This is a genomic window from Roseinatronobacter bogoriensis DSM 18756 (genome assembly GCF_004366635.1).
GTDB lineage: Bacteria > Pseudomonadota > Alphaproteobacteria > Rhodobacterales > Rhodobacteraceae > Roseinatronobacter > Roseinatronobacter bogoriensis.
The window spans coordinates 1-25,335 of record NZ_SORN01000005.1 but is presented as its reverse complement, the minus strand read 5'-3'; the positions used below and the strand labels follow the sequence as shown (position 1 = coordinate 25,335).

At 59.9% G+C, this 25,335-nt stretch carries 24 protein-coding genes; 13 read left to right on the top strand and 11 right to left on the bottom strand.

Annotation, left to right across the window (positions count from 1 at the left end; all coding sequences use genetic code 11):
- Positions 1–76 precede the first annotated feature (76 nt).
- From EV660_RS11820 to EV660_RS11805, 4 genes are all read right to left on the bottom strand, one after another.
- A complete protein-coding gene (locus EV660_RS11820; protein ID WP_071480210.1) occupies positions 77–838 on the bottom strand; it encodes an enoyl-CoA hydratase/isomerase family protein in 762 nt (253 codons plus the stop codon).
- Complete coding sequence (locus tag EV660_RS11815; protein ID WP_071480209.1) at positions 835–2,139, bottom strand: phenylacetate--CoA ligase family protein; 1,305 nt, start codon at positions 2,137–2,139, stop codon at positions 835–837. Before EV660_RS11815 ends, EV660_RS11820 begins: the two co-directional genes overlap by 4 nt.
- Entirely contained in the window at positions 2,136–2,795 is a 660-nt protein-coding gene (locus tag EV660_RS11810) for a TetR/AcrR family transcriptional regulator (protein ID WP_232727386.1), read from the bottom strand. Before EV660_RS11810 ends, EV660_RS11815 begins: the two co-directional genes overlap by 4 nt.
- Before the next feature lie 175 nt (positions 2,796–2,970).
- Positions 2,971–3,891, bottom strand: a complete 921-nt coding sequence (locus tag EV660_RS11805) for a LysR family transcriptional regulator (protein ID WP_071480208.1) — start codon at positions 3,889–3,891, stop codon at positions 2,971–2,973.
- Positions 3,892–3,979: 88 nt separating this feature from the next.
- On the opposite strand from EV660_RS11805, the gene EV660_RS11800 reads away from it, so the two are divergent.
- The 8 genes from EV660_RS11800 to EV660_RS11765 all read left to right on the top strand — a co-directional run bounded on the left by EV660_RS11800 (position 3,980) and on the right by EV660_RS11765 (position 12,964).
- Positions 3,980–4,984: an Ldh family oxidoreductase gene (locus EV660_RS11800; protein ID WP_071481983.1), complete on the top strand. Its 1,005-nt coding sequence runs from the start codon at positions 3,980–3,982 to the stop codon at positions 4,982–4,984.
- 18 nt (positions 4,985–5,002) lie between these two features.
- Positions 5,003–6,454 (top strand): aldehyde dehydrogenase family protein, encoded by a 1,452-nt coding sequence (locus tag EV660_RS11795; protein ID WP_071480207.1) that lies wholly within the window; start codon positions 5,003–5,005, stop codon positions 6,452–6,454.
- The gene (locus EV660_RS11790; protein WP_071480206.1) at positions 6,451–7,455 is read left to right on the top strand and encodes a membrane dipeptidase; all 1,005 of its coding nucleotides are present in this window, start codon (positions 6,451–6,453) and stop codon (positions 7,453–7,455) included. Before EV660_RS11795 ends, EV660_RS11790 begins: the two co-directional genes overlap by 4 nt.
- A complete protein-coding gene (locus tag EV660_RS11785) occupies positions 7,452–9,134 on the top strand; it encodes a hypothetical protein (protein WP_071480205.1) in 1,683 nt (560 codons plus the stop codon). The genes EV660_RS11790 and EV660_RS11785 overlap by 4 nt, the downstream gene beginning before the upstream one ends.
- On the top strand, positions 9,124–9,741 hold the full coding sequence (locus EV660_RS11780) for a DUF3726 domain-containing protein (protein ID WP_071480204.1): 618 nt from the start codon (positions 9,124–9,126) through the stop codon (positions 9,739–9,741). The genes EV660_RS11785 and EV660_RS11780 overlap by 11 nt, the downstream gene beginning before the upstream one ends.
- 41 nt (positions 9,742–9,782) lie before the next feature.
- Complete coding sequence (locus EV660_RS11775) at positions 9,783–10,745, top strand: ABC transporter substrate-binding protein (protein WP_071480203.1); 963 nt, start codon at positions 9,783–9,785, stop codon at positions 10,743–10,745.
- 74 nt (positions 10,746–10,819) lie between these two features.
- The gene (locus EV660_RS11770; protein WP_071480202.1) at positions 10,820–11,878 is read left to right on the top strand and encodes an ABC transporter permease; all 1,059 of its coding nucleotides are present in this window, start codon (positions 10,820–10,822) and stop codon (positions 11,876–11,878) included.
- Between the two features lie 12 nt (positions 11,879–11,890).
- Positions 11,891–12,964 carry a betaine/proline/choline family ABC transporter ATP-binding protein gene (locus tag EV660_RS11765; protein WP_071480201.1) on the top strand — a complete coding sequence of 358 codons (1,074 nt, stop codon included), beginning with the start codon at positions 11,891–11,893 and terminating at the stop codon, positions 12,962–12,964.
- Between the two features lie 725 nt (positions 12,965–13,689).
- Here EV660_RS11765 and EV660_RS11760 read toward each other — a convergent pair.
- Genes EV660_RS11760 through EV660_RS11730 form a run of 7 tightly spaced genes read right to left on the bottom strand, consistent with a single transcriptional unit; the run spans position 13,690 to position 18,544 of the window.
- A complete protein-coding gene (locus EV660_RS11760) occupies positions 13,690–14,058 on the bottom strand; it encodes a hypothetical protein (RefSeq protein ID WP_071480200.1) in 369 nt (122 codons plus the stop codon).
- Positions 14,055–14,444: a response regulator gene (locus EV660_RS11755; protein ID WP_071480199.1), complete on the bottom strand. Its 390-nt coding sequence runs from the start codon at positions 14,442–14,444 to the stop codon at positions 14,055–14,057. Before EV660_RS11755 ends, EV660_RS11760 begins: the two co-directional genes overlap by 4 nt.
- Positions 14,445–14,456: 12 nt before the next feature.
- Positions 14,457–15,284, bottom strand: a complete 828-nt coding sequence (locus EV660_RS11750) for a CheR family methyltransferase (RefSeq protein ID WP_084635085.1) — start codon at positions 15,282–15,284, stop codon at positions 14,457–14,459.
- 29 nt (positions 15,285–15,313) lie between these two features.
- Entirely contained in the window at positions 15,314–15,784 is a 471-nt protein-coding gene (locus EV660_RS11745; RefSeq protein ID WP_071480197.1) for a chemotaxis protein CheW, read from the bottom strand.
- A gap of 3 nt (positions 15,785–15,787) precedes the next feature.
- The gene (locus EV660_RS11740; RefSeq protein ID WP_071481982.1) at positions 15,788–17,890 is read right to left on the bottom strand and encodes a chemotaxis protein CheA; all 2,103 of its coding nucleotides are present in this window, start codon (positions 17,888–17,890) and stop codon (positions 15,788–15,790) included.
- Positions 17,891–17,904: 14 nt separating this feature from the next.
- Positions 17,905–18,273: a response regulator gene (locus tag EV660_RS11735; protein WP_071480196.1), complete on the bottom strand. Its 369-nt coding sequence runs from the start codon at positions 18,271–18,273 to the stop codon at positions 17,905–17,907.
- A 1-nt stretch (position 18,274) separates the two neighbouring features.
- Positions 18,275–18,544 carry an STAS domain-containing protein gene (locus tag EV660_RS11730; protein WP_071481981.1) on the bottom strand — a complete coding sequence of 90 codons (270 nt, stop codon included), beginning with the start codon at positions 18,542–18,544 and terminating at the stop codon, positions 18,275–18,277.
- Between the two features lie 225 nt (positions 18,545–18,769).
- Here EV660_RS11730 and EV660_RS11725 point away from each other — a divergent pair, with 225 nt between their 5' ends.
- From EV660_RS11725 to EV660_RS11710, 5 genes are read left to right on the top strand one after another with little or no spacing between them, the layout of a single operon-like run.
- A complete protein-coding gene (locus EV660_RS11725; protein ID WP_084634790.1) occupies positions 18,770–19,810 on the top strand; it encodes a CheB methylesterase domain-containing protein in 1,041 nt (346 codons plus the stop codon).
- Entirely contained in the window at positions 19,807–20,328 is a 522-nt protein-coding gene (locus EV660_RS11720; RefSeq protein WP_071480194.1) for a chemotaxis protein CheD, read from the top strand. Before EV660_RS11725 ends, EV660_RS11720 begins: the two co-directional genes overlap by 4 nt.
- 11 nt (positions 20,329–20,339) lie before the next feature.
- Complete coding sequence (locus EV660_RS18640; RefSeq protein WP_071480193.1) at positions 20,340–20,705, top strand: hypothetical protein; 366 nt, start codon at positions 20,340–20,342, stop codon at positions 20,703–20,705.
- Positions 20,705–22,357 (top strand): methyl-accepting chemotaxis protein, encoded by a 1,653-nt coding sequence (locus tag EV660_RS11715; protein ID WP_071480192.1) that lies wholly within the window; start codon positions 20,705–20,707, stop codon positions 22,355–22,357. Before EV660_RS18640 ends, EV660_RS11715 begins: the two co-directional genes overlap by 1 nt.
- Positions 22,358–22,411: 54 nt before the next feature.
- Positions 22,412–24,625 (top strand): methyl-accepting chemotaxis protein, encoded by a 2,214-nt coding sequence (locus tag EV660_RS11710; RefSeq protein ID WP_157798918.1) that lies wholly within the window; start codon positions 22,412–22,414, stop codon positions 24,623–24,625.
- Positions 24,626–25,335: the final 710 nt, after the last annotated feature.

Here is a 25,335-nt window from a genome sequence, read left to right as displayed (position 1 = left end):
ACGGCAGTGCGTGGGTCCGTGAACACGGCAAACCGACCATTCAGCACCAAATTGACAGGTTCAATGCAACTTGGTGTCAGAAATCCTTAAGCAAGCGCGTTGTTTCCGGGTCCATAAACCCGGCCACAGTGGCGTCGGTTTCAAGCTGGAGCGCGCGGTGCATGTCGGTGCAGGCCGTCAGGTTAAGCGTGCGCTTCATCGCGCGCACTGCCAATGGCGGCAGAGAGGCAAGCTTTCGGGCAACAGCCATCGCTTCGTCGTGCAAGACCGCATCCGGCACGACGCGCCATGCGACACCGGCCTCGTGCAGTTCCGCAGCCGAATAACGCTGCCCCAGAAACAGCATCTCACGCGCTTTTTGCAGCCCCGCAAGCGCCGGCAAAAGGCTGGTTACAGCCCCCGTGACAAAGAGGTTCAGCGACACTTCCGGAAAGAACCCCTTGGCGCTTTCGGCCCAGACGGGAAAATCGCAATTGATCGCCCATTCAAAACCGCCGCCCACAGCCCAGCCATTAATCGCCCCCACAACGGGCTTGGGGCCGAAACTTATGGCGCGGGTGGCATCCTGTATCCCCTCGACCAGCGCCCGTGCCTGTTCCGCGCTATCGGGGTGGCTGTGATCATGACGATCATCGCCCGCACAAAACGCGCGCCCCGCGCCGGTGAACAGGATCGCATTAGAGTCCGGGTCTTCATGCGCATCGCGAAAGGCCTGCGTGACATCGCGTATAAGCTGAAGGTTCATGGCATTCAGCCGCGCGGGGCGGTTCAGCGTGACGCAGCGCACCCCGCCCGCTGCAAGAGTGCTGATCACTGTGTCATAGGCGAATTCGGTCATGTGTCTCTCCTGATGACACGGCGGGTCTTGCCTTCGGTCAGGGGAAAGCTGTCGGGCGGCAGAACCGTGACGCGCGCAGTTGCGCCAAGCTGGCGCTTGATCGCTGCCTCCAGCGCGGGGGCGATGTCGGGGTCATCAACACTGCCCCCGGCGCGTTCGACATGGAGCGGCAGATGATCATAGGGCGGCTGGCCGTCGAGGATGACCCGGTATTCGCCCGACAGCCGCGGATCGGCATTGACGATTGCGGCCACCATGGTTGGAAACAGGTTCAACCCGCGCACCACAACCATATCATCGCTGCGCCCGATCACCCGAAAGCGGAACCCTGTGCGCCCGCAAGTGCATGGATCGGTGTGATCAATCGCGATAATATCGCCTGTGCGAAACCGGACCAGCGGCTGGCAATCGCGCACCAGATGCGTCAGCACAAGTTCGCCCTCTGCCCCGGCCTGCAACGTCAATGGCGCGCCCGTGTCTGGGTCGATCAGTTCCGGCCAGAGCACATCGGCGGCCATGAAATGCAGATGCATGTCATCTTCGCATTGCGCGGCGAAATTCGAGAACACGTCCGAGACGCCATAATTTGCGTTGCGCGGCTCCATCCCCCAGACAGTGCGCAGCCGGTCGCGCAATGCCGGATCGTCCAAACCCGGTTCGCCCCCAAAGAGGCCAAGCGTCAGGCCCAGATCACGGGGCGCAAGGTCGGGAAAACGCTCGGCCAGCACGCGCTCCAGCACCGCCGGATAAGAGGGCGTGCAGGAAATCGCGTTGACACCAACCTCGCGGATGGTGCGGATCAGCAAGTCGGTGCTGCCAACTCCAAAGGGCACGACCAGCGCGCCGGTGGCTTGCAAGGTCATGTGATCGGTCAGCCCGCCCATCCACATCTGGTAATTCAGGCAATGCACGACCGTCATGCCGGGGTGCAGCCCTGCCGCCCGGTGGCAGCGCCCGCCTACAGTTTCCGTGATCGCGCAATCACGTGCGGACAGGGCAAGGTTCATCGCCTGCCCGGTTGTGCCCGAGGTTCGGTGCAAGCGAACAGCCCTGTCGCGCAGCGCGGCAAGATAGTCGCCGAACGGCGGATGATCTGCTTGCGACTTCCTGAGTTGTGCCTTGTCGGACAGTGGCAGTTGCGGCAGATCGCGCAAGTCCGTGGGCGGAGTCATGCCCTTCCAAAGCGCCTGATAGAAGCCAGAATGCGCCGTGACATGGGCTGCCTGTGTTTTCCAGGCCGCTTGTTGTTGTGCCGACAATGCGGCGGTGTCCATGAATTCAGCATCCTGTACAAGGCTCATGTTCCCATCCCCCGGTTCCAGATGAAGGTCAGTGTGTCGATAACCGCATCGCGATCCTCAGACAGTTCGGCCAGATTGGCATCGCGGTTGAAATGCAGCGTGACCAAATACTGATCGACCATGCCACCCAAGGCATAGGCGCGGCGCAACAACTCGTCTTTTGGAACGAACCGCCCCGAGCGCGCCAGCCGTCGCGCAGCGGCGTCAGCGACAGTCGTTGCCCAAGCGCGGTTGAGGGCCTGAAACCGTGCGGCGGCTTCGGGAAAATTGTCAAAACTGCTGACAAGGCAGCGCATCAGGCCGGGGTTCTGCTCAAACAGCGCGACATATTGCGCAGTCGTTGCCCGCACCGGTTCGGCAGGCAAGGTTTTTCCCGCACTCTGCATGGCATCTTGCACATGCTCAACAAAGGCTTGCAGCAAGACATCAAGAAGCGTGCGGATATCTGAAAAATACAGATAGAAGGTGCCATGCGCGACCCCTGCTTGGCCACAGATATCCGTGACCCGCAATGCCTCCGCAGATGTGCTTGACAGAAGATCGCACGTCGCCGCCAGCAGCGCCGCGCGGGTGCGGTCGGATTTTCGCTGTCCAGCAGCATTGAGCCGCAAGGCAGACGCAAAATCTGGGTCTGAAATCGCATGGGCTAAGGGCACAGGGAAATCTCCATTTGTAAATATGACATCATTTTCATAAATATGCTTTGTCAAGACTAAACTCCGCCATGCTGCCACGCGGGCGGCAAATTCGCGTGGAAACTCGAGGCTGCTATCTCAAGGCCGCTATATTGTGGCGGGATACCTCGCCGCCGAACTCGTCCACAGCCTGCGCTTAACGCTGGCTGTGTGTTTTGTCGGGCACAACCGATTGGCCTGTAATATCAGATTTCCGGATGAACGAGAGAAGTCTGCCCTGAAATGCTGCACAAATCGGGCTGCTGATGGTACCGCGCCGCAAGACAAAGCCGACGGTCCGCACCGCCAAAGGATCATGCAGTTCAAGCGCGCAAAGGTCATCATCTATCGACTGCGTCGCCAAAGCAGGCAAGATCGTTGCCCCTGCCCCTGCCCGCACCAATGCCAGCAGTGAAATGACATTGCGTGCGCTGAGCGCCGAGCCGCCATCCCGACCCGCTGCATCGAAATCGGAATACCCCAGCGTAGATTTATTGCTGATCAGTCGATGGGACAGCACATCTTGCCGTGTCAAGGTACGTTGCAGTCGCGCAAGCGGGTGGTCCTTGCGACAGACAAGTCGAAACGGGTCATTGAACAAGGCAACAAATTCCAGACCAGCGCTGGTTTCCGGCTTGCCGCCAATGCCCAATTCGACCACGCTCGTCTCAACCATCATATGAACGCTGGCGCTGTCGGTATCCAGCAACTCGATCTGGACGCCGGGGTGATCGGCCAGCATGGCGCTAAGCACTGGCGGCAAAAGCTGCGCGGCGACAGAAGGGACGGCTGCAATTCGCAAGTAGCCTTCGCGCCCTTGGGCAAGCGCCACGATCCGCTCAATGGTGCGATCATGTTCGCGCAGCAAGTCCTGTGCAAGCTTGTTCACCTCTAGCCCAAGCGGTGTGAGCGTGTGTTTCCGGTCCGTTTCGAACAACGGGGCACCAAGATCACTTTCAAGCTGTTTGAGCGTCATGGAAATAGCGGAATCGGTTCGGCGCAGGGCCTTGGCCGCATCACGGATATTTCCGCAACTGGCAACGGTGACGAAAACGCGCAAGGTCTGTGTTCGGATCATGGGCCTACATTTCAGCAAAACTGAAGTTTAATTCATTTTAATTCGTTTGATCTGAACAAGCCACCCTCATAGCGTAGTGTTGGGGGTGATGATGACAGACATGACACTTTCATTGGATCAGGTTGAAGTGCTTGCGCGGCAGGCTTTGGTCCGCGCGGGGGCAACCGTAGAACAAGCCGCTTCGGTCGCCCGTTCGACCCGACTGGCTGAGCGCGATGGCATTCGCAGCCACGGCCTGATGTATGTGCCGATCTATGCCGAGCATCTGCGCTGCGGCAAGGTGCTGGGCACGGCCAGCCCGGTTGTGTCCCGCCCGCGACCTGCCGCCGTGCAGGTCGATGCGGCGCATGGGTTTGCCCATGCTGCAATTGATGCAGGCTGGCCGGAATTTGATGCGGCGGTGCGCGAACAGGGCATTGCGGCAATGGCCGTGTCGCGCTCCTATAATTGCGGTGTGCTGGGCCACCATGCCGAACGGCTGGCCGAAGCCGGGCTTGTGGGCCTGTGCTTCACCAATGCACCGGCCTCGATGGCCCCGATTGGCGGCACGAAGCCAGTGATCGGCACCAATCCCTTTGCCCTCGCGGTGCCCGATGGCGCGGGCCGCGCGCGGCTGGTCATTGACCAATCTGCCAGCGCGATTGCGAAATCCGAAATCATTTTGCGCGCCCGCAAGGGCGAGGCGATAGAGCCGGGCTGGGCGCTGGATGCCGATGGCCAACCCACCGAAGATGCCGAAGCCGCGCTGGCGGGATCAATGCTGCCAGCGGGCGGCCAAAAAGGCTTCGGGATGGGGTTGATGGTCGAGGTTTTTGCCGCCGCCCTGTCAGGTGGCAATCTGGGGCTGGACGCCAGCCCCTTTTCCGGCCCCAAAGGCGGACCCCCGGGAACAGGGCAGTTTTTCATCAGCGTTGATCCGGCAGCGTTTTCCGGTGACGGGTTTCACGCGGCAATCACGCGACTGGCGGGTGCGATCACGGACCAGCCGGGCACACGGCTGCCCGGTGCGCGCCGCACTGCCAATCGCAAACGTATCGAGAGTGAGGGCGTGCAGGTCGATGCCGCCCTGATGGACAGGATCAAGGCCGCCTGAGTGGCAAAAAGGAATGATATGGAACTGGAGACCCGCAATTTCATCGCAGGCGACTGGCAGCACGGGGCAGGCACGGTAGAAAACCGCAACCCCTCGGACCTGTCGGATGTGATCGGCCATTTCGCGCAGGCCGATGCAGCGCAGCTTGCCGAGGCTTTGTCGGCAGCGCGGCGCGCGCAGGTCGAATGGGGCGCGACCGGCCCGCAGAAGCGCCATGACGTGCTGATGGCCATCGGCACCGAGATGATGGCGCGCGCCGAAGAAATAGGAACGTTGATCGCGCGTGAAGAGGGCAAACCACTGGCCGAAGGCAAGGGTGAGGTCTACCGTGCGGGCCAGTTCTTCACCTACTTCGCCGCCGAAGCGCTGCGCCAATTGGGCCAGACCGCCGACAGCGTGCGGCCTGACATCGAAATTGATGTGCGCCGCGAACCTGTGGGTGTGGTCGCGATCATCAGCCCGTGGAATTTTCCTGTGGCGACCCCCGCCTGGAAAATCGCCCCTGCGCTGGCCTTTGGCAATGCCGTGATCTGGAAACCCGCAAACCAGACCCCCGCCAGCGCGGTGGCGCTGACGCAGATCATCGCAAGGCAGGACCTGCCCAAGGGGCTGTTCAATCTGGTCATGGGGGCCGGCCGCGAGATAGGGCAGGCTTTGGCGGAAAGCGCGCGCGTCGATGCGATCAGCTTCACGGGTTCTGTGCCTGTGGGGCGCTGGATTGCGCGCGCGGCCATTCCCAACATGACCAAGCTGCAAATGGAAATGGGCTCCAAGAACCCCATGGTCATAATGGAGGATTGCGACCTTGATCTGGCCGTTGCCCACGCCACCAATGCGGCTTTTGGCGGCACCGGTCAGAAATGCACGGCGGCCAGCCGTCTGATCGTGCATGAGCGCATTCATGATGCCTTTGTCGAAAAACTTGTCGCGAGCGCGCAGGCGTTGAAAGTGGGTCACGCGCTGGAGGACGGCACCCAGATCGGCCCTGTGGTCAGCGCAGACCAGCTTTCCGCCAATCTGGACTATATCACGACCGGCAAGCGCGAAGGGGCGGAACTGCTCTGCGGCGGCGAGCGGCTGGAGCGCGCGACCGAAGGGTATTTCATGGCCCCCGCCATCTTTGCAGGCACGCGCAACGACATGGTCATCAACCGCGAGGAAATGTTCGCGCCGATCACCTGCATCCTCAAGGCGGGCAGCTACGACGAAGCCCTGCATATCGCCAATGACACTGAATTCGGCCTGACCGCGGGCATCATGACCCGCGATCTGGGCCGCGCCACGCATTTCCGCCGCAACGCACGCGCAGGTTGCGTCATGGTCAATCTGCCAACGGCTGGCACGGATTACCATGTCCCCTTTGGCGGGCGCGGCGCGTCCAGCTACGGGCCGCGCGAACAGGGCCGCTATGCCGAGGAATTCTACACCATCGTCAAGACGTCCTATATCCACTCGGGGGCGCCTGCATGAGCCCACGCATCGACGCCCTGCAATACGCCAACTGGTCGGAGAAGATCTTTCGACAGATGCGCGCAGGCGGCGTCGATGCGGTTCATGTGACGATCACCTATCACGAGAATTTCCGCGAGACGGTGCTGAATGTTGAGCGCTGGAACCGCTGGTTCGAACGCTTGCCTGACCTGATCTTCCAAGGTTTCACTGCCGATGACATTGACCTTGCCCGCCGGACCGGGCGCACGGCAATCTTCTTCGGGTCGCAAAATCCGTCCTGCATTGAAGATGATATCGGGCTGGTCGAGGTGCTCCACCGCCTCGGCCTGCGCTTCATGCAACTGACCTATAACAACCAGTCGCTGCTGGCCTCTGGCTGCTATGAGGCCGAAGATACCGGCCTGACCCGCATGGGCCGCGAGGTGGTGGCGGAAATGAACCGCGTCGGTCTGGTCATAGACATGAGCCATTCAGGCGAGCGCTCGACGCTTGACGCCATCGCGCATTCTGCCCGCCCCATCGCCATCACCCATGCCAACCCGGCAAGCTGGCATCCGGCGCTGCGCAACAAATCCGACCGCGTGTTGCGCGCGCTGGCCGAGAGCGGCGGGATGCTGGGGTTTTCAGTCTATCCGCATCATCTGCGCGCGGGCAGTGACTGCAGCCTCGATGATTTCTGCACCATGGTCGCGCGCACGGCAGACCTGATGGGGGTGGAGCGTATCGGCATCGGCACTGATCTGTGTCAGGACCAACCTGACAGCGTGGTGGACTGGATGCGCGCAGGCCGCTGGACCAAAGCGCGCGATTATGGCGAGGGCAGCGCCGCCAATCCCGGGTTTCCGCCCATGCCCGTCTGGTTTCGCGACAATCGCGATTTCGGTCAGATCGAGGAAGGGTTGCGCGCTGTTGGCCTCTCGCCCGAAAATGTCACCGCTGTCATGGGAGGCAACTGGGCGCGGTTTTTCCGTGAGAGCTTCGGCGCGGTGGAACGCGCCCGGCAAGAGGCCGCGCAATGAGTTGCGAGGGCCTGAACCCCATTCCACAGGCGCGCGCTTTTCGGCGCAGCCCCGACGAGGTGATGCGGCTGGCCCGTATGGGATGCAGCCATCCCACGCGCCTGTCCTTCCTGCGCCAGCTTCTGCGCCGGATGCAGGCCGAGGGCTGGCGCTTTGATCGGCCCGTATGGCAGATTGACGCCAAGGGCGTTGGCCGTGCTGTCTACCGAGCGATTGGCCCCACGCGGACCTACAGCCTTGTGGCCTTTGCCCATGACCTGCCGCCCGAAGCGCGTTCGGATCGGGTGATCGCCACCGCTTGGGACGCGACCTTCGCGCTGTTTGACGGCACACCCGATGCTGCCGATCTGGACCGCCTTGCCGCCAATGTGCCTTTGCAGGAGGCCGGGCGCATCTCCCCGCGCGAACTCAGCCTAAGCCGCGCCAACCGTTCGGTCCGGTTGTTCGATCATGTTGTGGAACGGCTGGCGACAGGGGTGCAGCCCGATGCCGCGATGCTTTTGGAAACCGGCTATCTGATGCGCACGACGGCTGTTTACGGCTCTGGCAAATTCGGCGCGGCAGATCGGGCGTCGATCGCTGGGCGCCCCGAACTGAGCGCGCCGTTTCAGGCTGAAATGCTGTCAGTCTGGCTGACGCGCGCCTTTACCGTCGATCTGGTCGAACATCTGGCCCGCACGCGTGGCGGCAGCAAGGCCGCGCGGCTTGCGCCAGACCTCAGGCGCGCTTTGGGCGTCGGCAATTCGACCGGGCTTGGCATGGCCCCTTTCGTGATCCGTCATCCTGTGCTGCTGAACAACTGGATGTTGGCACGCGAAGAAGCTCTGGCGCGGGTGCGCGCGCAAACTGGTGTCGGTGCGGCAGAACTGGCCGGGTTTCTGGCCGCGCTGAACGCAGCGCAGGCGAATGCAGAGATTTGGACCAGCTCTCATGACATCCAGCGCGCGAAACTGGCCGATCTGCGCGAGGGCCTTGCGCAGATTTCCGACCATGTTGCGCAGCACTGGGACCAGAATACTGCGCACCCTTGGGATGACCTGTGGCGCTGGGGGCAGGAGGTCTTGCCCCTCGAAGGGCAAGAAGCGCTGCTGGCCGCGATGCTGGAGCCACATGGCGCGCTGATCGACGGCTTAGGCGATTGCATGGATGCCAATGAGGACGCTTACTTTCCAATCAATGGCGCCATGCAGATAGGGGAGTTGCGCGCCATTTTACAGGCGCATTACGACTGGGCGATTGGAGTTGACTATACCGAGCCCACCCAATGCGCCCGCTTCTGGTATGTGTCCGAGGACAAGCTGGAACCGCGCCTTGGCGAGCGCCATCAGGAACCGGGTGCCGCGCGTGAACTGCCGCTCGATACCGGACGGCAGGCCGCAGCGCTCTGGCAGGCGTTGCAGGGCCAGCCCGAGGATATGCCAGTCGCGCATCTGCTTCTGGAAACCCCAGAGCATCGCCCGATCGTGCGCCGCGCACAAATCACGGCGCGCCATCCCTTTGCGGAAATCCGCGACAACCTGATTGCTGCCCAAATGCTGCCCATCGACATACTGCGCTGCAAACTCGCGTTTTTCGGGGCCACGCGCTTTGACCCACGCTCGGACCGCTGGGTGCGCATCAGCTTGTTTCAAGATGCCCCCTACCCTGAAGAGATGAACGGGGGCGACCATGAAGCATGACCCCTTGACGGACGAGGTGCTTGCGCTGTCGCTGTCGGAAATCGCGGCCCTGTCCGCCCGCGCCACGCGCGGGGCGGGGCGCAACTGGGGCGAGGCAGAGGAAGCCGCCGAGGCTGCCTGCTGGCTGGCCCGTGCCGGTCTGGATTGGGCAGGCGCATTGCTGGAGGTTTTGCAGCACCCTGCCCCGCAAACCGATTGCGCACTGCGCATTGGCATCGCGCTGGCTGATGCCGCCGCGCTTTCCTCCCCCACGCGAAACGCGCATCTCGCAACAAGCAGCCCTTGTTTTCTGCTGCCGTTTGTCGCGCGCGCAGCCGATCAGACCGGACAGAAGATCAGGCTGACTGTGGCGGATACGCAGGTTGTGCTGGCACCGGGCGCATGCCCGTTGATTATCGGCCCGATCTGTATTTCGCGACAAGCGCGGGTCACGATCACGACCGACCAGCACGACAGCCCCCCCTGCCCCGCCTGGCCGCAAACCCATCACGGGGCCATCCGTGCCACGGAATACGCACAACTGACGCAACTCATGATGGCCTTCACCGTGCCCACATCCGCCCATTCGCAAGCCGGGGCGGGCGCGCAAGAGGATGACAACGACTGACCCAAGACCCCACCCAAACCACATAACAGGGAGACTGAACAATGAAGAAAACACTTGTCGCCACGGCCTTTGCGGGCCTCGCTATGCCCACTGTTGCGCTTGCCGATTGCGGGCGCGTGTCGGTTGCGGAAATGAACTGGGCCTCGGCCTCGATCATTACGAAGGTCACGGAATTCCTGCTGGTTCAGGGCTATGGCTGCGAGGTCACGCTGGTGCCATCCGCAACCACGACCGCGATCACCTCTCTGGCAGAAAACAATGAACCGGATGTCGTGCCGGAACTCTGGATCAACTCCGCACCACTTTACACGCGGCTGGAAGCCGAAGGCCGGGTGCGCAAAGCGGCTGATGTATTCTCGGACGGGGGTACAGAAAACTGGTTTGTCCCGGATTATCTGATCGAAGAACACCCGCAACTGGCCACGCTTGAAGGCGTTCTTGCCAATCCCGAACTGGTTGGCGGGCGGTTTCATAACTGCCCTGATGGCTGGGGCTGCCGCATCGCCAATGACAATCTGATTATCGCGCATGACTTCGAGGGCGCCGGGATGGACGTGTTCAATCACGGATCAGGCGAAACTCTGGCGGCAGCCATGGCCACTGCCTACGAGAACCGCGAGCCGTTCTTCGGCTATATGTATGGGCCGACAGCCGTGCTTGGTCGGTATGGCATGGTCGCGATAGACATGGGGCCGCATGTTCCGGAAATCCACGAATGCAACCAGACTGTCGATTGCGCGACACCGGGCATTTCCGCCTTTCCCGCAGCGCCCGTCCTGACCGTGGTGACAGCCGATTTTGCCGAGCGCAACCCGGACGCCTTTGAACTTGTCAGCAATATCTCTTTCACCTCACAATCGCTGAGCGAGCTTCTGGCATGGCAGGATATCAACAGCGCCTCAAGCGAGGAAGCGGCCGTGCATTTCCTGACAACACAGCAAGACGTCTGGCAGGACTGGGTCAATGAAACGGCAGCCGAACGTCTGGCCGCGATTTTCCGCTAAGCCATCGCCGTGAACCGTCCGGGGCCGCCAGTGCGTGGCCTCGGACCCGCAAATTCAGCGCTAAGGGGGCCAAGGTGACGACTTACAACTTCATCTTCGACGGGTTGGGTCTGCGGAACTGGTGCGGCGAACCGGAACGCTCCGGCCCGATGACCATGGCCGAATTGATGGCGCGCGGCTCTGCCCCGGCCGAGCCGGGCAGCGGGTTTGACTGGTCCGCGATCTGGTCGCTGCCCTTTCCTTCGCTTGACGAATTGCACAAAGCCTGTGCCGCCATCCCCCGCTCACGCGACCTGACCAAATCGCTGGAAACCGGGTTTCTGAATATCCGCGAAAGCCTGAAATATGTGCTGGACCCATTAACCCAACCGCTAAGCTGGGCGCTGGAGACGGCGCTGTTCGTCGCGGTCAATACGCCGTGGTGGTTGATGCTGCTGGTTCTGCTGACAGTCGTCTGGGTTGCGGGCCGATCAGTGGCATTGGTCACACTGGTCGCCGCAGTGATGGGCTTTTTGCTGTTTGTAGACCATTATGTGTTTGCGATGCAGACACTGGCCATCATCTTCGTCTGCGCCTTCCTGTGTGTGGTCATGGGGGTGCCGGTGGGGATAGCCATGTCGCGCAGCAACCGCTTGCAGCGCCTGATGATCCCCGTGCTGGACATGCTGCAAACACTGCCCACATTCGTCTATCTGATCCCGCTGATCTTCCTGTTTTCCGTGACAGAACCAAAGCTATATGGGATTGCGATCATTCTCTATGCCATCGTGCCCGTGATCCGGTTGACCGATCTGGGCATCCGACTGGTAGACAAGGACGTGATCGAGGCCGCCGAAGCTTTTGGCATGACCCGCCACCAGAAACTGATCCGGGTGCAGATCCCGCTTGCGCTGCCCAACATCATGGCGGGCGTCAACCAGACCATCATGATGAGCCTTGCGATGGTGGTGATTGCCTCGCTTGTTTCGGCCCCCGGTCTGGGTGTTCTGGTCCTGCGCGGCATCCGCAATCTGGAACTGGGTGTCGGACTGATGGCCGGGCTTGGGATCGTTCTGCTGGCGGTCATCCTTGACCGCGTCACGAAAGCGGCCCTGGCGCGGGTCAATGCCGCCGCCAGTGTCCCACGTCATTGATCGGAAGCGCAGATGAGCCAGAGTGCAAGCATCTCCATTCGCAACCTCTACAAAATCTTCGGCAGCCAGCCGATACGCGCGCTGGAGCATGTCCGCGCGGGCATGGGCAAATCCGAGTTGATGACCAAGCACCGCCATGTGCTTGGCCTGCGCGACATCAATGTCGAGATGCGGGCGGGCGAGATTACAGTCATCATGGGGCTATCAGGTTCCGGCAAATCGACCCTGATCCGCCATGTGAACCGGCTGATCGAACCGACTGCGGGCGAAATCCTTGTGAATGGCGAGAATATCCTGAAATTTGGCGAAACCCGCCTGCGCGAAATGCGGCGCAAGCAGATGTCGATGGTGTTTCAGCATTTCGCACTTCTGCCGCACAAGACCGTTCTGGACAATGCCGGCATGGCACGCGCGGTGCGTGGCGAAGACAGGTCTGGCTATGAACAGGACGCGCGCGACTGGCTGGCGCGCGTGGGGCTTGGCGGTCAGGAAGGGCAGTATCCGCATCAACTCTCCGGTGGTATGCAGCAGCGCGTGGGAATTGCGCGCGCGCTAACCTCGAATGCCCCGATCATGCTGATGGATGAAGCATTTTCCGCCCTAGATCCGTTGATCCGCACCGACATGCAGGATTTGCTGTTGGAACTGCAGCAGGAATTGCAAAAGACGATTGTATTCATCAGCCATGACCTTGATGAAGCGCTGAAGCTCGCAGATCACCTTGTCATCCTGAAAGATGGGATCGTTGTGCAGCAAGGCGAGCCACAGGAGATACTGCTGAACCCCAGCGACCCTTACATCGTGGATTTCATCAGCGATATCAATCGCGCCCGTGTGTTGCGGGTACGCTCGATCATGGATACCGCGCCGCCCGACGCTGCGCAGATAGCGGGAAAGGTCAATGCTGATGCTACGCTTGAATCGGTCATCGCTTTGTCGGGAGGGGATACCGCACTGAGCTATGAGGTGCATCGCGTAGGCGTTCATGTCGGCTATCTGAACATGCAAAAGCTTGTGCGCGCTCTGGTCCCAACGCAAGCCGCACAAAACGGCATGCGCAAATCAGCGAGAACAGGTTCTGATTGACAAGGGCGTCAGCACTGCCCCCGCCGTCAAAAGGGAGTCAGCACTGCCTCCGCCGTCATTGCCGCAAGCTGACTTCTTTTATGCGGGTGAATGACTGCATAGACGCATGCCACTGAAAATCCGTCCAGTCGCTTTGGGTCGAGCGTGTCGATAAATATGCGCGGCGCCGAAGCGGTGTGTGGTGCACCCCTCACTGGTTTCTGTCATATGACGGGGTTCACGCTCTGAAAGAGCGATGGCTTGAAGCGTCACCTTTTCCAACGGCTGAGTGCAGCGGATCGCAAAAAAGTTTTTGGTCGGCTGTTTGCTTATCCAACTCGCATCACCTGCTCAATAAACTCTCTGCACGCACCGCCCTCATCACCATCAAACACCGCTTCGACGCTTGGGCTGGAAAGCTCTAAAAGCCCCAATGGCCACCGGTTTTTGCAATCGCCGCCTCCAACGCTGCACGCACCAACGGCGTTGGCCCAATGGTGCACCGGCTGGGTCGAATGGCGCACCCTTGGCCCTTTCATGGCAACCGGCCAGGACAGCAGCGTCACCAAGGCCAATTTCGAAACGGCGAAAGCAAGGGGCAAGAGAGCGCCACCTTGCCATCACATCGCGCAGAACAAAGCACCAAGGCAGACAGCTTTCGGTGACGATGCCAGATCGGTTCTCAGTTCCCCTCAACACCTCGCCCTACGGCCCCGGCATGATGAAATATCTTCGCATCTCCGCGTTCACCACAGGTCATTCGAAGCGGATTCTACCGCTTGTCCTTGCAATCGCAGAACCTGGGCGCGCAACTTTAACACGCGAGTTGCAAGCACCGGGTCGCAAGAACCGTCGGGATGTAGTGTTGTGGCCAGTGCTTCGACGAAATGCTGCAAACCCTCGGTTTCTTGACGGAGGCGGTCAACCTGCTGCAAGGCTACATGATCGACTGTATGGGCCTCGGCTAGGACTTGATCAAGCAGGGCATCAACCTGGGCCATATTCCCGGCGAGCAGTTCAAGCTCACGGGCCATTCGACCAAGAACCTCGGCCACCGGAACGCGCCCTTGGCCCGATGGCATGTCGCTAAGCACTGCCGTGACAGATGCCTTCATGTCAATTTACCCGTGACCAGTTCAATGCATCGCAGCATCGCCTCTTTGGTAAAAGGCTTTGCGATGAAATTGTTCATGCCTGCTGTCTTGCCGCGTTCGACCAACTCTCGGCTGGCGGTTCCAGTCACAAGAATGAACCCGATGCGCTGTGTCGATTTGTTCATGCGCAGGTTTTCAAGCAGGCTGATCCCGTCCATGCCGGGCATGTTGTAATCCGAGATTACCAGATGCACCGGTGCCGCCACCAGGCGCGCCAACGCCCTTTCGCCATTGGACTCGTACTGGACCTTGTTAATCCCGGCCCAATCAAGGGCCTGTTCGATCAAACCACGGCTAACGCTCATGTCATCGACCACCATAACATGAAGCTGGGATTTAAGGGGCATAGTTGATTTCCTTCAATTTGATTGGTCAGCGCGGTCTTGCGCAACCTTGTATGCGGTCGTTCCAACGGCGCGGAATCTGTTTGCGGCGGGGCCGTCTATGCGTTCAGAATGGCCAATCATCAGATAGCCTTCGGGATTGAGAACCGAGGCGAAGCGGCCCCACAGGTTTTGCCGCATCGGTACGTCAAAATAAATCACCACATTGCGGCAGAAGATCACGTCGAACCGTCCCGAGAAAGGCCAGGACTTGTGAAGGTTCAGCTCGCCAAAACGCAGCAATTCGGACACTTCGGGCCGAATGGCTAAGCCGTCTGGCGCAGCAGTGAAGAACTTTGCGCGCCGCGCGGAGGAAAGCCCATGCAACCTTTCTTCGGAGTAGCGACCGGCCCGTGCCTTTAAGACCATGTCGGGGTCGATGTCGGTCGCAAGTATCCGAATATCGTGACGCGCGGCATCGGGGATTGCTTCCAACACGGTCATGGCGATGGAATAAGCCTCTTCGCCCGAAGAGCAGGCAGCCGACCAGAGCCGCACCCGACCGCCTGATCTCGCCTTTGCCAGAAGCGGTGGAAGCACCTGCTGCGCAAGAAAGTCGAAGTGATGTGCCTCGCGAAAGAAGGCCGTGACATTCGTGGTGATTGCAACCAGCAAGGCGCGCCGCTCTTCGGCGCTATCTGGCTGGTCCAGCATGTCGCAATAAGCACTGTAATCGGCCAGTCGCAGCGCCCGCAGGCGCCGGTTGATCCGGGCAGATAGCAGCCCACGCTTTGTTTCGGCAAGGTATATCCCGGTATCTTCATGAACAATCCGCGCAAGGCGCGCGAATTGTTTTGCAGACATGGGGGGCAAGGTTTCAAGCATATCGGTCCCTAGCCGCCCGTTTGCGGGACATCTGGCAGAAGCTGCTTGAGGTCGATCTTGCGCAGGATGCGCCCATCTTCGAAGGTGATCATCCCCGAGATAAACTCATGCGCCGGATCAGAGGCAATATCCGGCACGGCCTGGATCGAGTCATCACTGATGGTGACGATGTCCGACACCAGATCGGCAAGCAAACCGACGATCCGGCCTTCATACATGGCGATGATGACCACATGCCTGTGCGTGGGTTCCGAAAGGCCGAAACCAAGGCGGGCAGACAGATCGATCACAGTGACGACCGCCCCCCGCAGGTTGATGACCCCGCGCACATAGTCGGGTGCATGGGGAAGCACCGTGGTTGGCGACCAACCGCGGATTTCGCGGACAAGCCCGATATCGATGCAGAAATCCTGATCGGCAAGTTTGAAGGCGATGGCTTCGTGCTTGCCCATAACATTGTCAATAATTGTCTGTAGCATGTGTCAACCTACTGCTATGAGCGCCACGCGGTCTCGGGCGGGCTCGGATGTTGTGGACATGATGATTTCCTCGGGATCAATGATGAGAGCGATCTTTCCGTCGCCAAGGATGGTGGCGGCGGAAACACCGGCCACGCGGCCATAGTTTTCTTCAAGGCTTTTGATGACGACCTGGCGCTGGTCGAAAATGGCGTCGACCTGAAAAGCCGCGCGTTTGTGGTTGTCGGTCTCGACCACGATCAGAACCCCGTCCTCCAGATTGCCCGGAGCGTCGCGCAGCCCGAAACTGCAGCCAAGATCGATGATCGGGATCAGTTTGCCACGGTTTGCAAGGGCGCGACCACCCGACCCTATGTAATGCACCGAAGCCTGATCAGGGCGCAGCGTTTCCTGGACAGCGGTGATGGGCAGCACCATGGTCTGGTCGTTCAACTGGATCAGCATGCCTTCCAGCACTGCGAGGGTCAGCGGCAGTGTAATCGTGAAAGTGGTGCCCTTGCCTTCGACCGAAGAGATCATCACCCGACCGCCCAGCGCCATGATTTCACGGCGCACAACATCCAGGCCAACACCGCGTCCCGACAGGGCCGAGACCGCGTCTTTCGAGGAAAACCCGGGAAGAAAGAGAAGCGAGTCAACCTCACCCGGCGTCAGCGCGGCACCGGGGGCAACAAGCCCCTTGTCCTCTGCAATCTGGCGTATTTTTGGCCGGTCGATGCCGCCACCATCATCGGTAACCTCGATCTGGACACGGCCAGATTTATGGGCAGCCGAAAGCGTGATCGTGCCTTCTTGCGGTTTGCCGTTGCGCTGGCGGGTCAGGGCATCTTCCAGCCCGTGATCGACCGAATTGCGGATCATATGCGTCAAGGGGTCGATCAGGCGCTCGACCATCGTCTTGTCGACTTCCGTCTGCTCGCCCACAGTCACAAGGCGAACCTGTTTGCCCGTAGCCTCGGCAGCTTCGCGCAAGATGCGGTGCATGCGTTGGAACACCTGTTTGAGCGGTTGGGCACGAATGGCCATCACGCTTTCCTGAATGTCCCCTGCCAGTTGCCGCAACCCGTCCAGCGCGCCGACGACCTCGGGTTCGGTCGCAAGACCCGCTGTCTGCACGACCTGGGTCAGCATCGCCTCTTTGATGACCAGTTCTCCGATCATGTTCATCAGCTTGTCGACACGGTCGAGACTGACGCGGATCGTGGCCGTCGCGGCAGCATCGGTCTGTTTTGGGGGGCGTCCGTCTGCTGGTGTTTCAAGACGCGGGGCGGATGGCGCGCCTTGATTGTCTACGAGCGGGCCGTCGTTCTCCCCAACAGGGATCATCTCCGCCTCGGGATCGATCTGCTCCTCAACGGCTTCGCCAAGGTCAACCTCGGCCAGCGGCTCAAGTTGCGAAATCGACAGCTTGCAACAATCCTCGACAAACTCGAAAACCGCAGCAACCTCTGCTTCGGTTGCATCGGTATAGAGCGTGATTTCCCAATTCAGGGCCGGGTTTTCCTTTGACCATTCGGACAGGACAGGCACCTTGTCCGTATTGATGCGCACCTCGGTCCGGCCAAGTTTTTCAAGCGCACGGATCAAGGCGCAGGGATCATTGCCGCTTCGATACAAATCAAGATCGGGCTCGAATTCTATTATATAGCCTTCCGCTACGACAGGGCCGCCGAAATCACCGAAATCGATCGCTGTGGGAACGAACTCGATCTCGCCTTCGACCTCTTCCTCGCGACCGATGAGGGCGTCAAGCTCTGCCAGAAGGTCGTCCTTGCCGGCATGTTCCGAACCATCTGACAAGCGCGCCGAAGATACCAGATCTGCCAGACAATCCGACGAACGATGAAACACCGACATGACCTGCGGCGTGGCATCCAGCGCATCCGATCGCAGCAGGTCCAGCGCAGTCTCGAACTTGTGGGCAAAATCGACAAGTTCGCCAAGACCAAAGGCAGCAGCCCCCCCCTTTATGGAATGGACGGCACGGAATACGGCATGAACCGTTTCCATCTCGCAGGTGCCTTCGTCTATCTGGCGCAGGCCGGTTGCGACGGATTCCAGCAGTTCGTCGCATTCGGCAAAGAACATTTCGAGAAATTCGTCCATGTCCGACATTGGCGTTACCTTCCCAAAACTTTGTCAATAATCGCAATTAGCTGGGCATCTTCGAAGGGTTTGACGATCCATCCGGTCGCCCCGGCCTTGCGCGCACGCGCCTTCAGGTCCGCGCCGCTTTCGGTGGTCAGCACCAGAATCGGCACCGACGCGTATTCGACCGAGGCGCGCACACCTTCGATCACGCCGAATCCGTCCATTCGGGGCATGTTGACATCGGTGATGATAAGGTGCGGGTCGGCATCTGTCAGCGCGCCCAGCCCATCCACCCCATCCACGGCGGTGAACACTTCAAAACCCGCGCCTTTCAAGGCCCGACCGACAATACCGCGGATGGTTGGGGAATCATCAATGGCAAGAATGCGAACCGACATATCAGACCTCATCGAACAATTCGGAAGGGCTGGCGCCCAGCGTTTCCAACGCCTGCAAGGCGGCCTCTGACCAACCGATGATTTCAAGGGCCTTGCCATCGGCGCGCCACTGCAGGGCTGCAGCAACCAACACTTCCAGCCCAACGCCGCTAAGACGCTGCACAGCCGACGCATCAAGCCCCAGGTTTTCGCCGCGCAAACCAAGAAGCTGCTCGGCAAAAGCCGAAGCACCCCCAAGATCTAGATTTTCTGGCAATGATATCCCGGACACCAACGCACTCCCTTCTGACTTTGACGAAACGCACGGTCCCGGGTCTGCTGATCAGCCCGTCTTCATGCGATTTCCCGAATCGTTACCAGCACCGTCTTAACAATCCCTTTCACCCAACCCGCTCCGGACCAGCACCAACAGAAGTTTTTTCAGGCAATGGGTTTTTAACACTTTGGCGCAATGCTGGCGGTTCAATCGATGCACCCCCTACATGCGAGTCCCTAGATGAACAGTTCTCAAACCCGAAACTTGCTTGTTGCAGATCCCAACAGCCTGCGCCGGGAAATGATCTTGCAGGCTTGTGCCAGCCACCCGGCGCTACGGGGTCACGGTGCGTCGACGGTCGCAGAGCTGTATCGCCAGACCGAAAGTCTGATGCCTGCCTATGTTGCCCTTGCCGTCGAATTCGCCCAGATGCGCGAGTTCACGGCCCTGGCAAGCCTGTTTGACATGATCGGCGCGGAGCTGGTGATTCACGGCGAAACCCCGATGAGCAGCCTGTCCTATCGCTGTTTCAGGGTCGTTGGCCCGAATGACGCGACCAGCCTTGTCGACGCGCTTGCACCAAGCAGTGCCGCCGCAACCGGTAACCCGCCCGGCCCTCCAAGACGTGTGCCATCGCCAGGGCCTATCACTCAGGTAGTGCCGCAGCGCGACCCTGCGAAAGCACCGGAAATCATCGCTATCGCAGGGTCAACCGGTGGAATTGTTGCAATCGAGAAAATCCTCTTGGAGTTTCCAGAGGATTGCCCCCCGACGCTGGTGGTCCAGCACATCCGTCCGGGCTTTGCCGACGGGCTAGTCCGGCGACTTGACCGGATTGTTGCCCCAAGGGTCGTCGGGGCGATCGACGGCGGCGCGATCCATCGTGGCCATGTCTATGTGGCAACAGATTCCGAGCGCCACCTCGGGCTGATCAGCAGGGCTGGCCTGAGAGCGCGGCTGTTGGATGCGCCAGAGGTCTCTGGCCACAGGCCGTCAATCGATGTTCTGTTCGACAGTCTTGCACAACTGGGCGGACGTCACCGCATCTCGGCCTGTCTTCTGACAGGAATGGGGGCTGACGGGGCGGATGGCATGGTAAACTTAAGGGCCAACGGCGCCTATACCATTGCGCAGGACAAGGAAACATCGGTGATCTGGGGCATGCCGCAAGCCGCCATCCAACGCGGTGGCGCGGCAGTTGTGCTGCCGCTTGACCGAATTGCCCCTGCCTTGCTGGCAGGCCGGGCGGCACTCTCACGAGTCGAAGGTTTTGTGAAATGACCTCGGCGCAGAACACGACGCGCAGCATTATTCAGGGCGAACATGCCGTCTCCAATGACCACAACCTGACGATCACAACACTCCTTGGGTCTTGCGTCGCTGCATGCATTTACGACCCGGTGTTAAAAATTGGCGGTGCGAATCACTTTCTACTGCCCGACGCCGGCAATGGACCATCAGACATTCGCTATGCCGCCGCCGCGATTGAGGTTCTGATCAACTCGCTGTTGCGTGCAGGCGCACATAAGCGACGGCTGGAAGCAAAGCTGTTTGGTGGCGCGCGCATCATGCCAAATCTGCCCGATATTGGACGCAGCAATGCGCTTGCAGCTGAAAAATTCCTAACCACAGAGGGCATTCCGGTTGTCGCGCGCGATGTCGGCGGCCAGCTGGCCCGGCGCCTGCGGTTCTGGCCAACGACCGGCCTTGTCCGCATCCAGCGGCTGGACCCCCAAAAAACCCTCCCCGTGGAAACGCCGCGTTCAGCAAGCACGCAACAGATCGAACTGTTCAACTGAAAGGTCGGCATATGGTCGAAACAAAATCTTCATATGTGAAAGCAACCGATCCGCTTCATTCCACCGGCCCCGCCGTTTTGCTTGGAGCGGTCGGTCTGCTCGGCCTGGTTGTCCTGCGTCTTGCCCCATCGGAAGATGATCGCTTTGCGGCATTGGTCTTCCCCCCATGGGTGCCCGCTCACGAAATTCTGGGCGACGCAGCGGCCCTGGACGTGCCGCTATACGACCTCGGTTGGAACGGGCGGCTTGTCTTGCTTGCGCTTGACGACGCAGCACCGGCAACCCGCCGGATTATGAACACATGGAAAGTAGGCCGCGCCCTCAGGATTGCGGCCAATGCACCGCCGACCTGCGCGCCAGTAAAGGAATCAAACTGATGAACGACGCACCGCCACTAGCACTTTTGAAGCTGCGCAGATCAGGGACCTTCTGGGTCATGATCCTGCTATGGGGCATGGCAATCCAGGCTCTCGCGATCAATGTCCTGACAGGCCAGAACGAATGGACGGTCCTGCTGGCGATTGCGGCGCTGGCAGCGATCAACATGCTGGACTATCTAAATGCCCCCGGGTCAGAGCGGAACCAACTGACCAGCGCGGCGGCCCTTGCCATTGCGGTGGCGTTGATTGTCTACAGGTTCGAGGGCCACCCGTGGCAACCCGACATGCACATGCAGTTCTTTGCCGCTTTGGCGGTGCTTGCGGTCTATTGCAACTGGCACGCGATCGTGACCTTCACCGCCATTGTCGCAGTGCATCACCTGTCCTTGACTTTCCTGATGCCCGGCGCGGTGTTTTTGGGGGAGGCAGACCTTGGCCGTGCGGTCTTGCATGCCGTCATATTGCTGGTCGAGGCGGCTGCACTGATCAGCATCGGCATTATGCTTGTCCGGGCCCTCAGGCAGGCAGCAACGGACAAGGAAACGGCCGAATCCGCGCTGAAGGAAGCGGAAATCCAGCGTCAGCAACGGTTTGCACAGCATGAGGCGGACACGCATGATCGTACTCTGCGCATGAACGAGCAACAAAGGGTCGTCACCGAAATCGAAGCCGGGCTGATCCGCCTTGCCCGAGGCGATCTGTCGAAGCCAATTGACAGCCCCGCTCATGCCCCCTTCCCCGCAGAATACGATGTCTTGCGCAGTGCCTTCAACAACACGCTGCATCAGCTGGATGACCTGATCGAACGCGTCGACGGTATTTCCGGTATCGTCCGCGGGGATGCATCCGAGATCAAACGGGCAACGCAGGATGTGCATGACAGCGCCAATGCGCAGGCCGTTACGATGTCAGACAACGCCAGAGTGCTTGAAAGCGTGATCGGAACGATGACGACGAGCCTTGAGACGGCGCGCGAAGCCGAGATCGAAAGCCGCGAGAACCAGTCTCTGGCCGAAATGGGCGGGGATGTGGTGCAACAGGCGATCACCGCCATGGATGCAATCGAAAAAAGCGCAAGCCAGATCACCCGCATTATCGGCGTGATTGAGGAGATCGCTTTTCAGACAAACCTTCTGGCGCTTAACGCCGGGGTTGAAGCGGCTCGTGCTGGCGACGCCGGCAAAGGTTTTGCCGTTGTCGCGACCGAAGTGCGCGGTCTTGCCGACCGGGCAACGGTTTCGGCACGCGAGATCCGCGCGTTGATTTCCGAAAGCGAAACTCAGGTCAAATCGGGATCGGATCTGGTTGGAAAAACCGGCGAATCACTGTCGCAGATCGTAAAGCGTGCGCAGCGCATTCGTGAACTGATCGACCGGATCGTCATCAGCTCGCAAAACCAAAACAATGACCTTATGCAGGCGCGCGCGAATCTCGAGCGCTCGGAAAAACTGACCAGCAAGACCCAGTCGGCGGTTGGGCACACGCTGACACTGGTTCAGGGTATCACCGACAAGGCGGATGACCTTGTAACCACCCTTGCCGTCTTCAAGACGCCCGTACACCCGGTCGATCCCGGTTTTCTTGCATCAGACCGATCAACCGATTCTTCAGACATTCAGACATATGCTGCAACCGGAGGCATGGGGTGAGCGGGTGAAAACCTGCGCTTTCCATCGGCCTGAAACCAAAAATCGAGGATGAACATGCTCAACAACATCAAGTTCGGAACCCAGATCGCAATCGGCTTTGCGATCGTTGTGTTCCTTTTTGCCGCATTGGCAGTCTTCAGCTGGAATCGGCTGAATTATATGGAAAGCCTCTTCCAGGAATTCGGGGATGCGGCTCAGATCTCGGTCAATTCATCTGATCTCGCGGCCGCCATTGGCCAGGCTGGCATGTCGATCGAAAGATTCATTGATCGCCATGAAGGCGCAACCGGTGAGAAGATCGTTGATGCAATGCAGGATGTCCTCGAACGGGCCCGGACACTTGAGGACGCGGGCATCGTGGCATCGCGCCGTATGGTGGCGCTGAAGATTCGGCATCTCGAAGAAACAGAGGCCTTCATCCCGCTTTTTGACCGCCGCATAGAACTGATGCAAGAGGTGGAACGTACAGGTATCGAAGGCCGGCGTGCAATCGGCAGGCTCAACGAATCACTCGGTGCACGTGGCGAGAGCGAGCTTGCCTACCTTGCACTACAGGCGTCCGAGAGCTTTCTGATTACGCGTGCCCGGATCGACCGCTTTTTCACGTCAGGCAATGCCGAGGAATTCCGGTCTGCGCGCGCACCCTATGACACCACCACATCCCTGCTGAGCCAGATCGCAGCGACCCGCTTGACCGGCGACGAACGCAGCCTGCTTGCAAGCGCACAGCGCGGCACTGCGGAATTCTGGACAAACGCGGCCGAGGGCGAAGGCGTCGTTGCCGCAAGTGCTGCCGCATTGGCAACGGTGGTAGCAACCACCGAGGATGTAAACCGCGTCATGGCCGATATCCGCATTGAGACTCTGGCGGCACGGCAAGCACAGTCGGAACATATCCAAGACACGACCCAGTCTGTCATCAACTCCATCCTGAGTGGGGTGGTTCTCGCCTCTCTCATCGCGGCGGCGATGGGCACGTTCCTGTCAATCATCCTGTCACGCCGACTGACGGCAACGGTCAATCAGACGCGCAGACTCGCAGAAGGCGATCTTGACGTTGTCATCACCGGCGATGTCGGCACCGGCGATCTTGCGCAGGTGTCCCGCGCCCTGAGCGTCTTCAAGGAGAATGCGCTGCAAAAGATCGAAGAGGAAGCCCGCGCAAAACAGGCGCAGGCCGAAGCAGCGGCCATTCGTGAAACCCAGGTCAAAACGCAGGCGCGTGTCGTGCGCGACATTAGCGAGGGCCTGAACAAGCTGGCACAGGGTGATGTCGCACATACCATTGACAGCCCCGCGGACGACCCCTTCCCCCAAGAATACGACGCTCTGCGCGAAGCCTTCAACAGCGTCACATCGACCATGTCTTCAACCTTGTCGCGTGTCTCGGATGTGGCGGTGAATGTGCGCTCGGGGTCCGAGGAAATCACCGCCGCAGCGCAAGATTTGTCGGCGCGTGCGGAAACTCAGGCCGCGACACTTGAACAGTCGGCCGCAGCGCTCAATCAACTGACCGAAAGCGTGCGCTTGACGGCATCTCGCGCCCGCAATGCCCAAGAGGTTTCGGAAGAGAACCGGATGATCGCAAAGTCCGGCGCCGATGTGGTGCGCGATGCGGTTGGTGCGATGAAGAAAATCGAGAAGTCGTCCGAGCAGATAAGCCGGATCATCGGCGTGATTGATGATATCGCTTTCCAGACGAATTTGCTGGCGCTCAATGCCGGTGTCGAGGCCGCGCGCGCGGGCGACGCAGGTCGCGGTTTTGCCGTGGTTGCATCGGAGGTTCGGGGGCTGGCCCAGCGCGCCTCTGACTCGGCGCGCGAAATCAAGGCCCTGATCTCCGAAAGCACGATGCAGGTCGAGACCGGTTCGGCCCTTGTTGACAAGACCGGCCAGAGCCTGGAGGAAATCCTGCGCAAGGCGATCGAGGTATCGGAACAGGTTTCCGCAATCGCCGGTGCTGCTGCTGAACAGTCGACGGGCCTTGGCGAGATCAATTCCGGGGTCGGTCAGCTGGATCAGGTAACCCAGCAGAATGCAGCTGTTGCGGAAGAAACCAACGCTGCAGCCAATTCCCTGCAAAGACAGGCAGAGAACCTGCAACGCGAGCTAGAGGGCTTTCGTCTCGCCCCCGCCTCCAGATCACAACTCCAAGTGGTTCGTTCTGAGGTTGCCCGCGACAGCAAACCCGCAGCTGCCTTCAAGCAGGCGACTCACAAAGCTGCTTCGGCCCAACAGGCGGTTGGAGGTGAGTTCGTTGACTTCTAGACACCAGTTGATCTGCCACGGCCCGTATTGATGGCATGGCTGCCCCCTCTCGGGCCGGGTGGTCGCCGGGTCTTCTCGCACAACGCCTTGCCGTCATGCGGCCACGTTATTGCCGAGGATGTCGACCGCCACTGCGAGCGCCACGCCCTGAGGGCGCATAGGGGTACATAAGATAATTGGGATGGGCCTGCTTGAACAACGCCACGGCGTGGAGCAGGCCCTTCTTGTCATTTACCTTCCAGACGTTAACCTGTTGTCGGGCATTCACGCGCGCCGTTCGACAATATCAGGCGCAGCGACAGATTTCAGCTTACAGTATTTAAATTGATGCCAACCCGTTCCGGGCCAATCTCCGCATGGCTGCCCGAAACGCTTGCTACAAAGATGCGGTCGAACTGGTTGTCACGGCCAAGTTGAGCACGATACGCGCGCAAGTGGGAAGCTTGAGAGGCTTTGCCAAACCCACCCGGAATTCAGATGCGATTAGCTGGATCAATTCGTGGTTCATTCACGAGCGGGTGATGTCTTGGTCATAGCGACCTCCCCGCCGGATGGATTGGCGAAGTGTTTCCTCAACCATCAGGGGTCTGCGACAACGCTGTTCTGAATCACGGAAAGGTCGGGTCAGGCAACTTGAAAGGGTTCTTGTCATCGCTTTCCTTAGGTTATACGGTTTCCGCTACGGAACCATTTTTATGAAAGTTTTCCTA